This is a genomic window from Bacillus sp. FSL E2-8900, assembly GCF_037966225.1.
In the GTDB taxonomy this organism is placed as follows: Bacteria; Bacillota; Bacilli; order Bacillales; family Bacillaceae_G; genus Bacillus_A; species Bacillus_A cereus.
This window is the reverse complement of sequence record NZ_CP150193.1, coordinates 4,647,638-4,665,849: the sequence shown is the minus strand read 5'-3', so window position 1 is coordinate 4,665,849 and position 18,212 is coordinate 4,647,638. Positions and strand designations below refer to the sequence as shown.

Below are 18,212 nucleotides of genomic sequence, written 5' to 3'. Positions count from 1 at the left end.
ATGCAAAAAATATACGAGAATCAATTTTTCTAAAAAATTATGTTACTTAAGTCATTTTTGTGTTATGATTATGTTACATCGTAATATTTTTAGAATTATTTACATTTTAAAAAACTAAATTTAAAGCGAGAAGGTGGGGATAATTTGAAAGAAGATTCTTTATGGAAAGTAAGCCTTGAGAGTTTGAAAATGAGAAGTAATATATTTTTTATCATTACATCTTTAAGTATCTTTTTAGGGTCCACTTATTATTACAATAAAAGATTTCCAAATCACAAATATCCTGAGTGGTTAGAATTTCTAAAGTTGATTGGATGAATAAAAGGCAGAAAAACAGAAAATTAAAATAAATAAGTTATGGAGGAGCTAAAAATGAATATTAGAGAAAGTGAACTTCCAGGTATTGGTTATAAGTTTCAAATCGTTACGAAAGGTAACGAAAAGATGGTAATTGTCATTCATGATGATGGTCGTAGAGAAATGTATCATTTTGATTCAGATCATGAAGAAAGCATCTCAAGTATTTCACTACGTGACTCAGAGGCGAGACAAATCGCTGCAATATTAGGTGGAATGGTATATAAGCCTAGGGCGTTAGAAAATGTTGAGATGGTTTTTGAAGGTTTAGCGATTGAGTGGTTCAAAGTGGAGAATACAGCTCCAGCAATCGGAAAAACAATTGGCGATCTTGAAATAAGAAAAACATATAGCGTAACAATAATCGCGGTTATGAAGAAGAACATGAAGAAGCTATTTAATCCAGGACCAGAAACAGTAATTGAAGAAGGAGATATGCTTGTAGTTTCAGGTGAGAGAGAAGAAATTAAAAAAATCATTAATGAATTACTTTCAAATAGGGGGGACTGATTAGATGGATACGTTAATTTTTGAAGTTGGTACAGCTTTAGTTTTAGTGGCAATTGCAGCAGTAATTGCTGGAAAATTTAAATTCTCAGTAATTCCTTTTCTAATCGTTCTTGGAATGTTAGTAGGACCGCATGCACCGACAATAGGTGTTATCGATCTCAAATTTATTGAAAGTGCAAGTGTAATTTCCTTCCTTGGACGGATTGGGGTTCTATTCCTTCTATTCTATCTAGGATTAGAATTTTCAATGAAAAAACTAATTAAATCTGGACGCTCTATTGCGATTGGCGGAACGATTTATATTTTAATTAACTTTTCACTTGGTTTGTTATACGGATTTATAATGGGATTCCCATTACTAGAAATCTTAATTATTGCGGGTATTATTACGATTTCTTCTAGCGCTATCGTTGCTAAAGTGTTAGTGGACTTAAGAAGAACTGGTAATAATGAAACCGAATTAATTTTAGGAATTATTATGTTTGAAGATATATTCCTTGCTGTATATTTATCAGTTGTTTCTGGTTTAGTACTTGGAGATCACGCTTCCTTCTTAGGTGCCCTTACTTCAATTGGAATTGCTTTAGGATATATGCTTCTATTCTTTATAGTAGCTAGAAAGGCTACGCCGCTATTAAATAAATTGCTCAATATTAGCTCAGATGAAATCTTTATTATTGTAGTATTTGCTTCATTATTCTTCATTGCTGGTTTTTCAGAAACAATTCACGTTGCAGAAGCAATTGGAGCACTTCTTCTAGGATTAGTTTTCTCTGAGACAGAGCATAGTGACCGAATTGAACATCTTGTTGTTCCATTTAGAGACTTTTTCGGAGCTATTTTTTTCTTCAGCTTCGGGTTAAGTATTGATCCGTTCTCATTAGGCGGAGCGATATGGTTAACGTTAGGTGCTGTCCTTCTTACGATAATCGGTAACTTTGTAGCAGGAATGATTGCAGGAAGACAAGCTGGATTATCTCATAAAGCATCAACAAATATCGGATTAACAATCGTTTCAAGAGGAGAGTTCTCCATCATTATGGCTAATATCGGTATCGCCGGTGGTTTAATGTCAGTACTGAAACCATTCTCAGCACTATACGTGCTTATACTATCCATTTTAGGCCCACTTTTGACAAAAGAGTCGAAGAATGTATATAAATTCTTAAATAAAATCTTTAAGTGGGATATGAAGAAGAGCTGAATTTTTTAAAATCAAAGTACAAGATATTTATGAAAAAAGGGATTTATGTCGACATAGATCCCTTCTTTATTGGCATTTTTTCAAGGATGAAAGAATACGTTTAATATTTACCATATTGTGGCATACATATAGAAAAAGGGAGTTTGGAAAGGGGAATAAAGAAAAATGGAACTCCAGTTTCAAAATGTATATCAACAGGTAGAGAATTGGTATGTGTTGGATTCGGAGCTTCCTTGGGATGTCAAAAAGCTGAGAGAGGATTTGTGTTCTCTTATTGAAGTATGTAAAACGCCCGTTATTTTTTGTGATACGTGCGATGCAAATGATGTACTTCTATCATTAGGGGAAGAGGAAGAAGAGTTCCTATTCCCAGTAGGTGGTTTTTATCATAAAGAAAAGCAATTAATTTTCGTTTGTATGTGGGAAGAGTATGAGCAAGTTCTCAAAACGCTACTGCATGAATTCCGCCATGCGATGCAGCATAAGAGAGATATATTGTATGTGGGAAGTGAACGGTACGAAGAGCGGTGGATTGAAAAAGATGCGAGGAAGTTCGCGGAGAGGAAATTAGATGAATATAAGAGTAGAAAGTTAATGTAAAGCATAGTGGAGAAATAGCGCTGTGCTTTTTATGCTTATTAAAAATAAGTATTTGACTTTTATTAAGTTTAGTTCTAAACTAATGATATGAAACGAGCGAGGTGATGAAATGAAAACAGAAGATAGACTAGGGCTACTATTATGGTTTCGTTTGTCACGCTTTTATAATAAGAGTATTCGTGAGACGAATCAGCATTTGAAAAAATGGAATATATCTGCCGCCCAGTTTGATGTGTTAGCTCAAGTTGGAGGACATAATCGTTTAACGCAGCAAGAACTTGGGAATAAGCTATTTGTTACGAAAGGAAATGTAACGCAGCTTTTAAATAAAATGGAGCAGCTTGAGTGGATTTTGCGTGAACAAGAGGGTACTACGAAATATATTTCTTTAACAGAAAAGGGAAGAGCTTTATATGAGGAAATCGTCCCACCTCAAGAAACGTTCCAAGCAGAGAAGTTTCATAATTTAAATATAGAGGAACAAAAGCAGTTATTAACACTATTAAAAAAGTTACAGTAAGAAAAAATTTTAAAATAAATCTCGAATTCGAGATAGTATGAGGTGAAGGATATGTTTAGAAAAGTTGATCATAAAAATATGGGCAGAGCAAATCATGGTTGGTTAAATACACATTTTCATTTTTCTTTTGCCAATTACTACAATCCAAATAACATGAACTTCGGAGCGTTACGTGTTATTAATGATGATCTAGTAGCGGCGCAAACTGGTTTTGATATGCATCCGCACCGTGATATGGAGATTATTTCTTACGTTGTGGATGGTGCTTTAACACATGAAGACAGCATGGGAAATCGTGGAACGATTGAGCGTGGACATGTTCAATATATGAGTGCTGGCACGGGTGTATTTCATAGCGAGCATAATTTAGGCGATGAAACGCTGCGTTTATTACAAATTTGGATTTTACCAGACCGCGCAGATCATAAACCAAACTATGGTGAGTTTAAATTTGATTGGAGCAAGCGTGAAGATGAATGGTTCCATATGGTATCTTCAGTAGAAGGAAATGCACCAATTCAAATTCACCAAGATGCGAATTTATATTCTTTATCATTAGAGGCTGGAAAAGAAATTCATTTTCCAGTGAAAGAAGGCCGTCAATTGTACCTTGTACAAATTGAAGGAAGCAGTGTAATAAATGGTGAAACGTTTGTTATGCGGGATGCAGCAGAATCTGTAGAAGAAGATATTCACATTCAAGCGAAAGAGCAATCACACTATTTAGCAATTGAATTAAAAAAACAATAAAAGGTTTATAAAAAAGAGGACATCCGATAGATGTCCTCTTTTTTTGATTGGAATTATCTGAAAAATGTTTCTCAAATTTTTGGTAGAGGTATCGGGTGAAAAAATAAGAATTGTATAAAAGTGTCAAAAATCTTTATGGGAATGGGGAATGTTATAGTGAAAAAGCAAGTCATTTCATCAGCATTAGCGTTAACTGTTATCGCCGGGGGATTTGGAGCGTTTGGGGCAACGACAACGAAAGCGGAAGAACAAAAAATTCAATATCATCAAGAATTTAAAACACCTGCATACATAGGTGAAGAATGGAAAGCACCGGAAGGACTAGATAAAAAAGAGACGGTCTTTCAATACTTAGAGAGTAAGAAAGATATGTTTAAATTAGCAGGAAATATTGAAAAGCATTTTAATATCGTTGGGGAAGAAAAAGACGCTGAATCTGATACGACACATGTGAAGCTAGTTGAGAAACATAATAACATTCCTGTGTACGGTTCTGATCAAACTGTTACACTTGATAAAGAGAATAATGTAAAAGCATTCTTCGGACAAGTTATTCCGAATTTAGATGATAAAAATATTCCTGCAGCTGCAAGCATTACTGCGGAACAAGCAGAAACAATTGCAAAGGCAGATATTGAGAAAGAAATTGGTAAAGTAAAGAGTTATGACGGTGTGAAAAAAGATTTATTTGTATATGAAAAGGACGGTAATTACTACCTTGCATACTTAGTTAAGGCATCGATTTCAAAACCAGCTCCAGGATATTGGCATTATTTTGTTGATGCAACGAATGGAAATGTTATTGAGAAATATAACGCTGTAGATAACATTACTGGATTTGGTTACGGAGTATTAGGTGCTAGACAATCATTTGAAATTGCTCAAGATACGAAAACAGGACAATTCAACTTGTTTGATGGTAAACGAGGACAAGGTGTTCATACATTTGATGCAGAAAATATGGACGAGAACTGGTTTAATTTATTCTCACAATGGCTTGGATATACAGGAGAAGAAGTTGAAAGTAAATCTAAGTTCTTCGAAGATAAAGCTGCAGTTGATGCGCATGTAAATGCAGGAAAAGTATATGATTACTACAAAAAGACATTTAATCGTAACTCTTTCGATGATAAAGGTGCGAAGCTTATTTCAACTGTTCACGTAGGGGAGAGCTGGAATAACGCAGCTTGGAATGGTGTGCAAATGATGTACGGTGATGGCGATGGAAAAACGTTCATTCCATTATCTGCTGGACTTGATGTTATCGGTCACGAATTAACGCATGCTGTAACTGAACATACAGCAAACCTTGTTTACAAAAATGAGTCAGGGGCGTTAAATGAATCGTTATCTGATATTATGGGTGTTATGGTTGAGAAGAAGAGCTGGGATTTAGGTGCTGATATTTATACACCTGATAAACCTGGTGATGCACTTCGCTCTCTTAAAGATCCAGCGTCTATTCCAAATCCATTAAAACCAAGTGAAGGTTACCCAGATCACTATAGTAAACGTTATACTGGAACAGCTGATAATGGTGGTGTTCATATTAACAGCAGTATTAACAATAAAGCTGCATATTTAGTATCTGAAGGCGGAGATCATTACGGCGTGAAAGTAACTGGAGTGGGCCGTGAAGCGACAGAAAAAATTTACTACCGTGCTCTTACGAAATATTTAACTGCAAACTCTGACTTCAAAATGATGCGTCAAGCTGCTCTTCAGTCAGCTGAAGATTTATATGGTAAAAACTCTAAAGCTGTACAAGCTGTAACGAAAGCTTATGATGCAGTAGGTGTAAAATAATAAGAGAAAAGACCTGACATCCTAGTCAGGTCTTTTCTTTATCCCGCTATCCGCAAATGATGAAATTTCCACTTTATTTAGTCGCGAATACCTAATGCGATTTTCGCCATACGTGACATACGTTCTTTCGACCACGGTGGATTCCAAACGACATTTACTTCTATTTCATTAACTTCAGGTACGTTTGTTGATAATACTTTTTTAACGTCTGATACGATTTGCCCAGCCATTGGACAACCGATAGAAGTCATAGTCATCGTAATGACAGCATTATTATTTTCATCTGCTGTAACATCATAAACTAATCCAAGATTAACGATATCAACACCTAGTTCAGGGTCAATAACAGCCTCTAAATTGGCAAGTAATTTATTTTCAAATGCTTCTTGTGACATAAGCAGCCCCTCCTACACTTTAATGATATCGATTCTCATTATAACGGAAATGAGCATAATGTGCAGGAAATGAGCTCAAAAAAATATCCCTCTTTCAAAGAAGGGATATTTTTTGAACATCTATTCTGTTTTAAAATGAGATACGAGTTGATCTAACTCTTCAACTGTTTGTTTCATTTTTCTAGCAGTTACTGTCATTTCATTCATAACAATAACTTTCTGTTCAGCAGATTGTGCCGTTGCGGCAGTTTCGCTCGATACTTCAGTAGAGATAGAAGCGATGTTATTAAGTGAAGCATTCATTTCTTCAGCACTTGCAGCCATTTCTTCAGCAGTTGCTGATATATCTTGCATTTGAGTAGATACTTTATTTACTTGTTCCACAATTGTTGTGAAAGAAGTACCAGCTTCACGAATAACATTGATACCTTCAAATGCTTCAGAACGGCCTTGAGACATCATAGAGCTAGCAGTTTCTGTATCATTTTGAATTTGATGTAGTAATTGATTAATGTCTGTTGCAGCTGTTTTAGATTGTTCAGCAAGCTTTCGAACTTCGTCAGCTACGACAGCAAATCCTTTTCCTTGCTCACCAGCACGAGCTGCCTCAATAGAAGCATTTAAAGCAAGTAAGTTTGTTTGCTCAGCAATATTAGAAATAGATTGTACAGCAGTATCAATATATTTCGTATGAGTGATTAGACGTTCAACCACTTCTGACGTAGCATTTACAGCTTCGTGTATTGTTGTCATTTGTGAAACAGATTTTTGGATAACGGTACTTCCATCGCTAGCATGTTCAGATGTGGCAACAGCAAGTTCCGCTACAGATGAAGCAGATTCAGCAATGCGCTGAACACTTACTGCCATATCATCCATTGCAGTTGAACTTTCTTCCATACTAGAAGTTTGTGATTGAATACTTGCATTTAAGTTGGACATCGAGCTTTGGACTCTTAATGTCGCCTCACGTGATGTATTCGTTTTTTCTAGCATATTTTCAGAAGCAGTTTGTACTTCCACTGATGTTTTTTGAACACGATTAATAATATGTTGTAGGTTTTCTAACATTTTATTAAATGATGTTGCGATAGCACCTATTTCATCATTGCTATTTACTTGTAGACGTGCCGTTAAGTCACCTTCTTGAGAGGCCAATTCTTTTAGTTTCGTGTCAATTTGTTGAATTGGTTTCACCAGTTTACCAGAGAACCACCATGCAAGAATAATTGCAACGACAATACAAATAACAAGTGATAGAAAGACTGCATATTCAATTCCTAGTGAAGATTGATCAATTTGTTCAATAGATTGTTCACGTAATTTAGCTTGTTCATTACTGTAATTTGTGAAGTCACCAATTACTTTATAGACCGTTCCGTTTTCTGAAGAAGCTACTTGTAAAGCTTCTTCCCATTTTTGTTCTTTTGCAAGAGTGAATACTTTTTCCTCAACGAACTTTCTCCAAGTAGACCCTAATTCCATTGTGCTTTTTACGGACGAAGAAGCATTTGGATTAGAAAGAAGTTTATCTTTTGAATCCTCAAGACGTTTACTCATCTCATTAAACTTGTCTAATTCGACTTGATCATGTTGTAGTAAATAACCTCTTAGAGCAGAGAGCTGTACTTGATAAGCGTCTCCACGCTCTTTTAATTCTGTTGCCAGTGGAGAAATTTCTTTTTGTAATGTTTCAGCTTTACGAGATTGGTCAATAGCAAAAAATAAAATAAATGCTAAGGCGATACCGAATAAAGCGCAAATCGTTCCCATCATGAACATAAGTTTTTTTCTGATACTTACAAAATTCATATGATAAAAAGCCTCCTTTGTGAAATCTTAGTATTAGAATTAATAAATGTAAAAAAATTGAAAGAAAGCTTTACTCCAGTTGGAATAAAGCTTTCTTATTTCCTTTAGGAATTATAGCAGACGGAATGAGAGATAGAAAGAGATATTTTAAAGTGAAAAAAGAGAGACTGTAAAACTTGCTTTCCTATACCTTTGAGTTCGTGTCATTTTCACTTTAAGCGTTTGTTTTGAAATGAGAAACGAGAACTTCAAGTTCTTGTACAATTGTTTTCATTTCAGATGATTTGTTAGCCACGATACTCATTTTGTTTACTTGATCACCAGCCGAATGTGCTGTTTGTGATGTTTCTGCAGCAACTTCGTTTGAAATAGAAGCGATATTATTTAAAGCTGCATTCATTTCTTCAGAGCTTGCAGCCATCTCTTCAGCAGTTGCAGACATTTCTTGCATTTGCGTAGAGACTTTGTTAATGTGGTTAACAATTTCTGAGAATGAAGATCCGGCGGTACGAATAACCGTAATTCCTTCAGAAGCCTCTGCTTGACCTTGTGTCATCATGTCATTTGCTATTTTTGTATCAGCTTGAATTTGATGCAGTAAATGGTTAATGTCAGTTGCGGCTAGTTGAGATTGTTCAGCAAGTTTTCTAACTTCATCGGCAACAACAGCGAATCCTTTGCCGTGTTCACCAGCACGAGCTGCTTCAATAGAAGCATTTAAAGCGAGTAAATTTGTTTGCTCGGCGATATTCGAAATAGATTGAAGTGCAGTATCGATATGATTTGTATGTGTAATGAGTCGCTCAACTACTTGTGATGTAGCGTTAACGGCTTCGTTAATTGTATGCATTTGTGTAATAGATTTCTCAATGACTTTATTCCCATTATCTGCTTTTTCTGAAGTTGTGACAGCTAAACTAGTAACAGAAGACGCGGACTCAGCGATACGCTGAACACTCGTTGCCATGTCATCCATTGCGGTTGAACTTTCTTCAATGCTAGAAACTTGTGAACGAATATTGTGTTCAAGAGCATTCATAGTTTCTTGGGTCCTTGCGGTATTTTCCATAGAAGCGGTTGTTTCGATAAATACATTTTCGGAAGCTTCTTTTACACTTGTTGATGTTTGTTGAACTTGTTTTATTATATGCTGTAAGTTAGTGATCATTTGATTAAAGGAATTTGCAATGTCACCAATTTCATCTTTACTCGTTACGTGTAATCTAGCCGTTAAATCTCCATCTTGAGAAGCTAATTCTTTTAACTTCTCATCAATTTGTCGAATTGGTTTAACGAGTTTACCAGAGAACCACCATGCTAATAAAATAGACGTTAATGTACATGTAATGAGTGAGAAGAAAATAATATATTGAATAAGTGATGAAGAAGACTCGACATCAGCAATTAATGCGTCACGTTTCTCATTCTCTTCATTTGTATATTTATTAAAACGACCTAAAAGATCATTTACATAATCTGTTTGTGCTAAAGCAATTTTGGATGCTTCGTCCCATTTTCCTTCACGCGCAAGAGGTAGTACCTCATTATCTATGACGCTACGCCATTTTCCCCCCATTAAAATAGCTTCTTTCATTCCTTCTGGGAGCTTCTTGTCACTTGTTACTTTCTCTCTAGTATCAGCTAATTTTTTCCCTTCTCGATTGAACTTATCTAATCCTTTTTGATCATGTGATAGCAAATATTCTTGTAAACCAGCAACTTGTGCTTGGAACCAATCGCCACGTTCTTTTAAAATCGTCGCTCTTTTTGATACATCATTTTTTAACGTTTTGATTTCACTTGCTTGATTCATGGCGAATGAAAGAATAACAATAAGAGCAATGCTAAATAAAGAAGAAATGCTTAAGAGTGTGAACAGTAGTTTTTTTCGAATACTAACATATTTCATCGTTACCCCTACCCTCATTTAAACTGTTTATTATGATTTATAGATATTTAAAACAAAATTAATAAAAACATTATTATGAAGTTATTAATCTGTTCAATGAAAATTATAGCAGATAATGGAAGGAGTCAGATTGATATTAGAAAAAGTTCTTAAAATGTATACATTTGCATATCATAAAATTCATAAATAAATATTAGAAATGCTATTGAAATTTGAAATGACATCATGTATACTTCTAATTAGTTGATAACGATTATCAGTATCAACTAAAAACATTACTCTTCGTTATGTTGGTCATACCCCTTTTTGACGACGTAAGTCAGAGACGAAATGTTGAAATATCTTGTGTCCTATTCTACAGAATTATGGTAATCTCCAACCTCAACTTATATGCGTGAGCATGCAAAAAGGATCCTATCCGTGAAGGGATCCTTTTTTGCATGCTGTCGCAATTATTGTATATAGACCAGGGATACGTTCTTCGATTCCTTCTGGTGCAGTAGAAGGGAAGACCCATCTTTGATGAGATCCATGTTCTTCAACTAGTTTTTCAATTTTAAAACGTTCTTCCGCAAGTGTTGTAATGATTTCTCCTAGCGTCCAGCGACGGATGGTTGTTTTAGGTAGCGATTCTTTCTGTGCTTCTGTAAGAAGGATGCTATAAGCAACATCATCTTCAATTAATTCTTCATCGAAATAATTTCCACTTGCTCGAAATGATGGATGGTCTACTCCTAATAGCTTTGTGTATATTGGATGGTAATCGCGAAGGATAAGTATCCCACCTGGCTTTAGTAGTTGAGAAATTTTTTTGAAAAGTGGTTTTAAATCTAGAAAGTAATGAAGTACACCAAGCTCCAGTAATACGATATCAAATGATTTGGAGAGATTTACATCTAGTACATCAGAAACGATGTAATGAATAGAGACGTCTGCGGCGGCAGCAAGTTCATTTGCATATTTTGCATTACTTGCTGAAATATCAACAACTGTTACGTCAGAGCCTAAAAGGGCGAGAGCAACAGCTTTATTTCCTTTTGAGCCGAGTAAATTAATAATACATTTTCCTTTTGGAGATTGTATGTAAGGTAAATAATGTGCTACTTCGCGTGTGGGATCTTCCATGATTTTTTTCGCATAATCAGCTGGTGCCCCATGGCGATTCGTCCAAGCTTCATAAGCAGCTGTATTCCAGCTTTTTTCATTTATAATGCTTAGTTGTTTTTGGTTCAATGTTATCACTCCTTTTGTGAACGTATAGGTATTCGGCGGGAGGATGGGATTTCCTTTTCGTTCTGGATAAAAGTTTGATTTTTCTGTGATTAAGTCGTAAAATACTTGTTATACGTAAAAGCGTTGAAAAGGAAAAGTAGGATGAACACATTCTTTCCAGAGAGCTTCGGTAGCTGAGAAGAAGCAAGAATATTCATTTGAACAATGGCCTTTGAGCTTCGTCCTGAACTTATCAAATGATAATAGTAGGCGGCGACGAGAGTTGGTACTCGTTATCAAAACCACAGTATAAGAGCATAGAGCTCCGTACTTGTTAAGGCTAATTATGTGAGTGATTGGCGAAATAAGGTGGTACCGCGACTGTTTATACAGCCCCGCCCTTATCTTTTTTAAGATAGGGGCGGGGCTTTTTATATTTTAAAGGAGGAATATAAGATGAGTATTTTTATTGGAGGCGCTTGGCCGTATGCAAATGGTTCGTTACACCTTGGCCATATTGCGAGTTTATTACCTGGAGATATTTTAGCGCGTTATTACAGGGCAAAAGGTGAGAATGTGCTGTATGTTTCAGGGAGTGACTGCAATGGAACACCGATTGCAATTAGAGCAAAACAAGAAGGTGTGACAGCAAAAGAAATTGCTAATAAGTATCATGAAGAATTTCAGCGATGTTTTCGTGATCTCGGTTTTACGTATGATTGCTATACACGTACCGATAGCGAGCATCATCATGAAACTGTTCAAAAAGTTTTTTTACGTTTATTAGAAGAAGGCTATATTTATAAAAAAACAGTGGAACAAGCGTATTGTGAAACGTGTACGCAGTTTTTACCGGATCGTTATGTTGAAGGAATATGTCCATATTGCCATGAAGCAGCAAGAGGAGATCAATGCGATGCTTGTTCTGCTATTTTAGATCCTCTTGATTTGTTAGAAAAGAAATGTAAGTTATGTGGTAGTACGCCATCTGTAGAGGAAACAGAGCATTTCTATTTTGCATTGCATACATTTCAGGAGCAAATTAAAAAAGTTGTAGAAATCGCAAAAGAAAAAGGAACATGGCGTGATAATGCAATTCAATTAACGGAAAGATACGTAAAGGAAGGGTTACAAGATAGGGCTGTATCAAGAGATTTACCAATCGGGGTATCAATTCCAGTGAAAGGGTATGAAGATAAAAAAATTTACGTATGGATTGAAGCAGTGGCAGGATATTATTCAGCGAGTAAACATTGGGCTGAAGAAACAGGAAAAGATGATCAAGAGTTTTGGAATAGCGATGCGCAAACATATTATGTACACGGCAAGGATAATATTCCATTTCACTCCGTCATTTGGCCAGCGGTATTACTTGGAATAGGGGAAGAAGCAATCCCGCGTCATATCGTTTCGAATGAATATTTAACAGTTGAAAAAAGAAAATTATCTACAAGTAAAAACTGGGCAGTATGGGTACCTGACATATTAGAACGCTATGATCCAGATTCTATTCGTTACTTTTTAACCGTCAACGCACCAGAAAATCGCGATACTGATTTTTCATGGCGGGAATTTATTTACAGTCATAATAGTGAATTGTTAGGTGCATACGGGAACTTTGTGAACCGGACATTAAAGTTTATTGAAAAATATTATGGTGGTATCGTGCCGAAGGGAAGTATTGAGGTAGAGCTGAAAGATAAAGTAGAAGGATTATATAAACATGTAGGAGAGGCGATTGAGCAAACTAAATTTAAGGTGGCGTTAGAAACAATATTTGATGCAGTACGTTTTGCAAATAAATATTTTGATGAAAAGCAGCCTTGGAAACAAAGAGAAGATGATCCAGTTTCGTGTGAAGAAACGATTTATAACTGTGTGTATCTTATCGCTAATTTTGCAAATCTCCTTGAACCGTTTTTACCATTTTTAAGTGAAAGAGTTAGAAGCACATTGTCGATTATTAAACGAAATTGGGAACCGCAAAATACGTTGCCAAGTAGAATTGATAGCGTGCAGCCACTATTTGAGCGAATCGATGTAAAACAAATTGAGCATGAGGTAGGGAAGCTATATGGAGCGGTAAAGTGAAATATAGAAAAAGACCTTTCAAGTAAATGAAAGGTCTTTTGTTATGCAGTATGATTCTCTTTCTTATCTTTCAAAAAGAAAAGTACGGCAAGGATTACAAGAATAATAGCTGCGATATCATACGTTATTTTAAATGTAGTATTAAAGTTTAAGTATTCTACGAAAGGAGTTTTCACTGCTCCTGCATATATACAAACGGGAATGAGAAGTAAATCGTAAAATTTCTTTTCTTTCATATATCTTATTAGGAAGAAGATACACATAATAGCAAAAAATACGATGCTTAAAATAGTCATTTATACCTCCAGATAAATTTACTTATTTTAATTGCAGTTATATCTTTTATATAAATTCTGTATTTTTTCAAGCGCTATGCACGCGATTGTGTTTCCTTTCTTTCCTAGCTGTAAGCAGCTGAGGAGTGAAAATCCCAACCAATATAAAAATAATACCAATCCACTGCATGAATGTTACGACTTCATGTACAAGTGTAATAGAAGCGATAATAGCAGTTGGTAATTCAGCTGCACCTAGTATTGTACCAAGTCCGGTTCCTACTTTCGGTACGCCAATTGAAAAACAAATGACAGGTACAACAACGCCGAATAATCCGAGGAAGAAAGCATATTTCCATAGACCGGCTTGGAGGGCACCATCTGTTAAAAAGGTTGGTGGGAAGAATAGACATACGATAAGAGTCGCACTTGTTGTCATGAGAAAGCTTTTCGTATAAGGGGGAACATCTGTAGCAACGCGTCCGCTTGCAAAAACATAGAATGAAAAAGAGACTGCAGCTAATAGTCCAAAGATAATCCCTTTCGTAGAAAAACTTTGTCCGAGGCCTTCAAATACACCACCTGCAAACAATGTACCAGCAAATAAAATAAGGATAGATATGATCTTATCGCGGCTTGGAAAGGTTCGATTTGCAATCGCTTCGATAATGACACCAATCCAAGTGAACTGAAAGAGTAGGACGACAGCGATAGATGCGGGTAGTTCTTCTACAGAAATAGCGTAGAAAATCCCAGTCATACTCATTGTTGTTCCGACGGTTAGTAATGAAAAGAATTGTTTTTTTGTTACCTTATGACGTGAAAAGAAAAGAACGAGTAGAAATAGTCCAATCCATCCGAAGACATATTGTCCCCCTAATAGTTGATGTGCTGAAAATCCATTTATGAATCCGAGTTTGAAAATAGTTGAAAGTATGCCATAGCTGCAAGCACCGAATAAAACGAGCAATGAATATTTAAACTTCTCCATAAAAAATCCTCCTTTTAAGTAATAAAAAACGCCCGCTATCCAAATAAGGATAACGGGCGAACGAAACAGAGTAAGACACTCTACAAAATTCCGCCACTCACACATGAAGTATAAGTTTGGGGTATGTAATTATAGTAAATGTTACATTGCTTTTGGGAATACAATAGAACATTTTACACCTTGAGGCGTGTTTTGTATCCCGTAAGGAAACTGATGTTTATCTAATATTTGTTTCACGATATATAATCCAAGACCACTACCTTGTACTAAACCGTGTTTATCAGGGTTTGCGCGATAGAACGGTTCAAATAAATGAGCAAGTTTATCTTCATCAATTTGTGAACCTGTATTTAATACTTCTAATGCGTAACCATTTGGTTTTTCATAAAGCTTTATATATACGTGCTGATGGTCAATTGTATAATGAATTGCATTTGAAATAATGTTAAAAATAGCAGTTTGAATAAATTTAGGATCAGCTAAAATTTGTACGTCGTGTTTAATATTAGATTGTACATTTAATTGTTTTACAGATACAAAGTAATCTACTTTCTTCATAACATCCTCAATAATATTAGATAAAGAAATGACTTCTAAATTCGGTTTAAATTGAGGGTTTTGTATTTTGGATAATTCCGACATTTTTTCCGTTAATATGTTAATGTCTTGCATCATCTCGTAGGAACGTTTCAAATACTTATCTCTATCTTTATAAGCTCCAATTCCGTGAATCATGCCATCTAGTTGTCCCATAACGGCTGCGATTGGTGTTTTTAATTCATGGGATACCATAGACATAAATTCTTTACGAGATTGTTCTAATTGTTGTTCCTTCTTGAGCTCGTTTCTTAAATCTTGATTGCTTGCATGTAAATTCTTCACAATATTTGGTACTTGTGAAGCAGCTACTTGCAAATTAAAATCTGTTTGATCTGCATTTTTGTTAAGTAGCTTTTTATCTGAGAAATCAAGATTCATAATATCTTTTAAAGCATCACTCATATATTGAAAAGGTTTGGCAATTAGTTTTGTATAAATTAATGATCCGAGTAGTGATAATGCAAGCATTGTCGCGCCAATATGTGGAGCTAATTGTTGCAACGCATCTGCTAACTTTGGATTATCATTTGTATCATTTGTTTTACTTGCTGCATTTTGTGTATGTAAGGCATCATTATTAGCGGCTTTCTTTTCTGCTTCTGTAGGCGGATTAGAAGTGCTATTTTTCCCCGAAAGATTTTGTGTATGTTCTTTTGCCTTTACAGTTTGGCTAGGCTGCAAAAGGTGATTGATAGCTGTAGAAAGAGATTTATAATCTATAATAGAAGATTGGAAATTAGAAATGCTCCCCTCTGACACAGCTTTATTTTGCTTCGTTTTACTTCCGTCGTTTTGCTTATCTGAATCGGCCTGTTCTGTAGTCGGCGTTCCATTTTCTTTCGCAAAACGTTCTTTATCGTAGTTTGAAGCTAGAAAGTAAATAATTTGATAAAGGCAAAGTGATAAAAGAATACAAAATAATAAGGTTTTGATGAAAATATTTTTGGTGATGTTGTCTTTGCTACGATTCGATTTTGTAGCCAATGCCTTTCACCGTTTTGATATAAGGAATTCCTAATTTTTTTCTTAAGTTTTTAATATGTGTATCTATAACTCTTACATCACCATAATGTTCATAGCCCCATACCTTATTCAACAAATCACTTCTTGATAATACTTTTCCTCGATTTTGCAGTAAAGTATAAATAATTTCAAATTCTTTTGTTGTCAATTCAATTTGATTACCATGAACATAAGCTGCATATGCTGTAGAGTTTAACATCAACTCATGGAATTGTAGTATAGTTGCAGCTTCTGCTTCCTTCGTTGCTGCCCTTCTTAATACAGCCTCTACACGCTTAATAAATACAGTGTAATGGAACGGTTTCGTAATATAGTCATCAATACCTAACTCAAATCCTTTAATTTCACTTTCTTCATTATGTAAGCCTGTTAACATAATGATTGGTACATCAGATTGTCCTCGCATAATTTTACAAATACTATAGCCATCTATATCTGGTAACATTACATCGAGGAGGACAAGATCGTATGAATTTTTTTGGAAAAGAAGAATACCTTCTGTTCCAGCACCAACTACATCAACTGTAAAGTTTTGTGCCATTAGAAATTCACGAATAAGTTCTTGTATATCTGGGTTGTCTTCAATCACCAGTATATGCGTCATAGTAACACCTCCTAAATAACGCTTTTTACTGCAATATTCGAATTCATCATTTTTCGAGTGACTCAGATTGTTTATACATATAATAAGCCCCCGCTATAAAATAATCATGAAGGTAGCAAGGGGAATAGTTTAGTGTTACTGAATGGTTCAGAATTACAGTAGTTCTATTATAGTATGTATTATAAAATTTATAAAACATTATAACTGTATAATTTTAATATCTACGTTTATCAATGTTTAAATATTAGCTAATCAAATCTATTCCTATTATATATGTAAATACAGTTGTTTTGCTACTGTAAATGAATAAATAAAATAAGCCAAGACATAAAATTCTTGGCTACACATAAATCTTGTTTTTAGGCTATTTTACAGTGACAGTAGCTTGCTGCTGAACGCGCTCAAATAACCAGTGTATATCATTGTTATACATACGAATACAACCAAGTGTTGTCCATTTGCCGATTGCTTGATTATTGTTAGTTCCGTGAATCGCATAAGTTGTTCCGTAAGTTCCTGCCATATTTAATCCGAGCCAACGGTCACCAAGTGGATTACGTGGATCGCCGCCTTTAATTTTGCCTGTATAATAAGGGCGATTTTTAATTTTATTTACGATTTGAAAAGTGCCTTTAGGTGTAGGTGTTGTAGCTTTTCCAGTAGCGACAGTAAAACTTTTTATAAATTTTCCATCCTGATAATAATCCATTTTATTTAACTGAGTGTCTACGATTAATTGATCTTTCGTTGTAGCTGCCTCTGCGCTAGCGAATGGAAGAGTTAAAAATCCTAATGATAATAGTGCGCTTAATAATAATTTTTTCATTGTTATTCTCCTTTTACTATCGTAAGAGTCTTACATACAATGAAGTTGTAATCCTCGTAATGCTTTATTTACATTTTCATCTAATGTTTCAAAGAATGTAGTGATTTTGCTATTGTGTTTGTTGTTGTTATCAATAAGTAATCTTTCATTTAATAAAAGCTCACCACGTAGTCCAAAACTTTGAACTTGAATATTTAGCTCATCTTCATTTTCAGAGATGATTGGTAAGAAATAATGAAAAGCTTTTGTTGGAATGATGTAGCTTTTGCCAATCATGCTTTCTTGATTTGAATTAATCCATTTTTTCGTGACAATTTTAATATTCTTTTTTGAAACGATAAAAGATAGTGTTGTAGATTTTGTTAAACTTACGTCAAATTCACTTGTTTCACATATTTGTAAATTAAAAACGGTTTCATTTTGATGAGATTCAACATTTGTATTAATAAAATCATGCATTTTATATGCTTCCATTTCGTATTCACCCTTTTTTCAATTTCGAAAAACGACTTATATTTATTCAAATTAATGCTTAGTCATATATTGGTTAAATTTTTCAACAAATTCCGATATAATCTTACAATACGTATATGAAGCTAATATGAAGTTAGCATGAGTTTGTGATGGTTTTTTATTGAGAACAAAATAAGAGAGGTTTTTTAGTGCTAAAAAATGGATAAAATTTGCATGTTATTAATGCGCCTTTTCGCTATTTCGACTTGAAAAA

General features: G+C 34.9%; 17 protein-coding genes and 1 other annotated feature. Of the genes, 7 read left to right on the top strand and 10 right to left on the bottom strand.

Going from position 1 to position 18,212, the window contains the following annotated elements:
* Nucleotides 1–372 precede the first annotated feature (372 nt).
* From NST90_RS24030 to nprB, 6 genes are all read left to right on the top strand, one after another.
* Nucleotides 373–867 (top strand): cation:proton antiporter regulatory subunit, encoded by a 495-nt coding sequence (locus tag NST90_RS24030; protein WP_001026075.1) that lies wholly within the window; start codon nt 373–375, stop codon nt 865–867.
* A gap of 4 nt (nt 868–871) precedes the next feature.
* Nucleotides 872–2,071, top strand: coding sequence for a cation:proton antiporter (locus NST90_RS24025; protein ID WP_000380222.1), 1,200 nt, complete (start codon nt 872–874; stop codon nt 2,069–2,071).
* 165 nt (nt 2,072–2,236) lie between these two features.
* Nucleotides 2,237–2,671 (top strand): DUF3920 family protein, encoded by a 435-nt coding sequence (locus NST90_RS24020; RefSeq protein WP_000422797.1) that lies wholly within the window; start codon nt 2,237–2,239, stop codon nt 2,669–2,671.
* Between the two features lie 109 nt (nt 2,672–2,780).
* Nucleotides 2,781–3,191, top strand: a complete 411-nt coding sequence (locus NST90_RS24015) for a MarR family transcriptional regulator (RefSeq protein WP_000845467.1) — start codon at nt 2,781–2,783, stop codon at nt 3,189–3,191.
* A gap of 51 nt (nt 3,192–3,242) precedes the next feature.
* Nucleotides 3,243–3,941 (top strand): pirin family protein, encoded by a 699-nt coding sequence (locus NST90_RS24010; RefSeq protein WP_000488927.1) that lies wholly within the window; start codon nt 3,243–3,245, stop codon nt 3,939–3,941.
* Nucleotides 3,942–4,097: 156 nt separating this feature from the next.
* Nucleotides 4,098–5,747: a neutral protease NprB gene (gene nprB, locus NST90_RS24005; RefSeq protein WP_000745123.1), complete on the top strand. Its 1,650-nt coding sequence runs from the start codon at nt 4,098–4,100 to the stop codon at nt 5,745–5,747.
* A gap of 77 nt (nt 5,748–5,824) precedes the next feature.
* On the opposite strand, the gene NST90_RS24000 is transcribed toward nprB, so the two are convergent.
* The 4 genes from NST90_RS24000 to NST90_RS23985 form a co-directional block, all read right to left on the bottom strand.
* A complete protein-coding gene (locus NST90_RS24000) occupies nt 5,825–6,142 on the bottom strand; it encodes a metal-sulfur cluster assembly factor (RefSeq protein ID WP_000076422.1) in 318 nt (105 codons plus the stop codon).
* A gap of 120 nt (nt 6,143–6,262) precedes the next feature.
* Nucleotides 6,263–7,954 carry a methyl-accepting chemotaxis protein gene (locus NST90_RS23995; protein WP_069604070.1) on the bottom strand — a complete coding sequence of 564 codons (1,692 nt, stop codon included), beginning with the start codon at nt 7,952–7,954 and terminating at the stop codon, nt 6,263–6,265.
* 214 nt (nt 7,955–8,168) lie between these two features.
* Nucleotides 8,169–9,863: a methyl-accepting chemotaxis protein gene (locus tag NST90_RS23990; protein ID WP_283748276.1), complete on the bottom strand. Its 1,695-nt coding sequence runs from the start codon at nt 9,861–9,863 to the stop codon at nt 8,169–8,171.
* Nucleotides 9,864–10,277: 414 nt separating this feature from the next.
* Entirely contained in the window at nt 10,278–11,096 is an 819-nt protein-coding gene (locus NST90_RS23985; protein WP_001072220.1) for a class I SAM-dependent methyltransferase, read from the bottom strand.
* A 114-nt stretch (nt 11,097–11,210) separates the two neighbouring features.
* Nucleotides 11,211–11,481: a binding site (T-box leader), on the top strand.
* Nucleotides 11,482–11,531: 50 nt separating this feature from the next.
* Between NST90_RS23985 and metG the strand changes: the two genes are divergently transcribed.
* Nucleotides 11,532–13,166: a methionine--tRNA ligase gene (metG, locus tag NST90_RS23980; protein ID WP_283748275.1), complete on the top strand. Its 1,635-nt coding sequence runs from the start codon at nt 11,532–11,534 to the stop codon at nt 13,164–13,166.
* A gap of 41 nt (nt 13,167–13,207) precedes the next feature.
* On the opposite strand, the gene NST90_RS23975 is transcribed toward metG, so the two are convergent.
* The 6 genes from NST90_RS23975 to NST90_RS23950 form a co-directional block, all read right to left on the bottom strand.
* Nucleotides 13,208–13,462, bottom strand: coding sequence for a hypothetical protein (locus tag NST90_RS23975; protein WP_000154129.1), 255 nt, complete (start codon nt 13,460–13,462; stop codon nt 13,208–13,210).
* A 67-nt stretch (nt 13,463–13,529) separates the two neighbouring features.
* The gene (locus NST90_RS23970; protein ID WP_000410483.1) at nt 13,530–14,432 is read right to left on the bottom strand and encodes a DMT family transporter; all 903 of its coding nucleotides are present in this window, start codon (nt 14,430–14,432) and stop codon (nt 13,530–13,532) included.
* Between the two features lie 141 nt (nt 14,433–14,573).
* On the bottom strand, nt 14,574–16,016 hold the full coding sequence (locus tag NST90_RS23965; RefSeq protein WP_016123715.1) for a HAMP domain-containing sensor histidine kinase: 1,443 nt from the start codon (nt 16,014–16,016) through the stop codon (nt 14,574–14,576).
* The gene (locus NST90_RS23960) at nt 15,994–16,659 is read right to left on the bottom strand and encodes a response regulator transcription factor (protein WP_000148833.1); all 666 of its coding nucleotides are present in this window, start codon (nt 16,657–16,659) and stop codon (nt 15,994–15,996) included. The genes NST90_RS23965 and NST90_RS23960 overlap by 23 nt, the downstream gene beginning before the upstream one ends.
* Before the next feature lie 364 nt (nt 16,660–17,023).
* Nucleotides 17,024–17,485 carry a L,D-transpeptidase gene (locus tag NST90_RS23955; protein ID WP_000735059.1) on the bottom strand — a complete coding sequence of 154 codons (462 nt, stop codon included), beginning with the start codon at nt 17,483–17,485 and terminating at the stop codon, nt 17,024–17,026.
* A 30-nt stretch (nt 17,486–17,515) separates the two neighbouring features.
* Nucleotides 17,516–17,959, bottom strand: coding sequence for a DUF3978 family protein (locus NST90_RS23950; protein ID WP_000388769.1), 444 nt, complete (start codon nt 17,957–17,959; stop codon nt 17,516–17,518).
* Nucleotides 17,960–18,212: the final 253 nt, after the last annotated feature.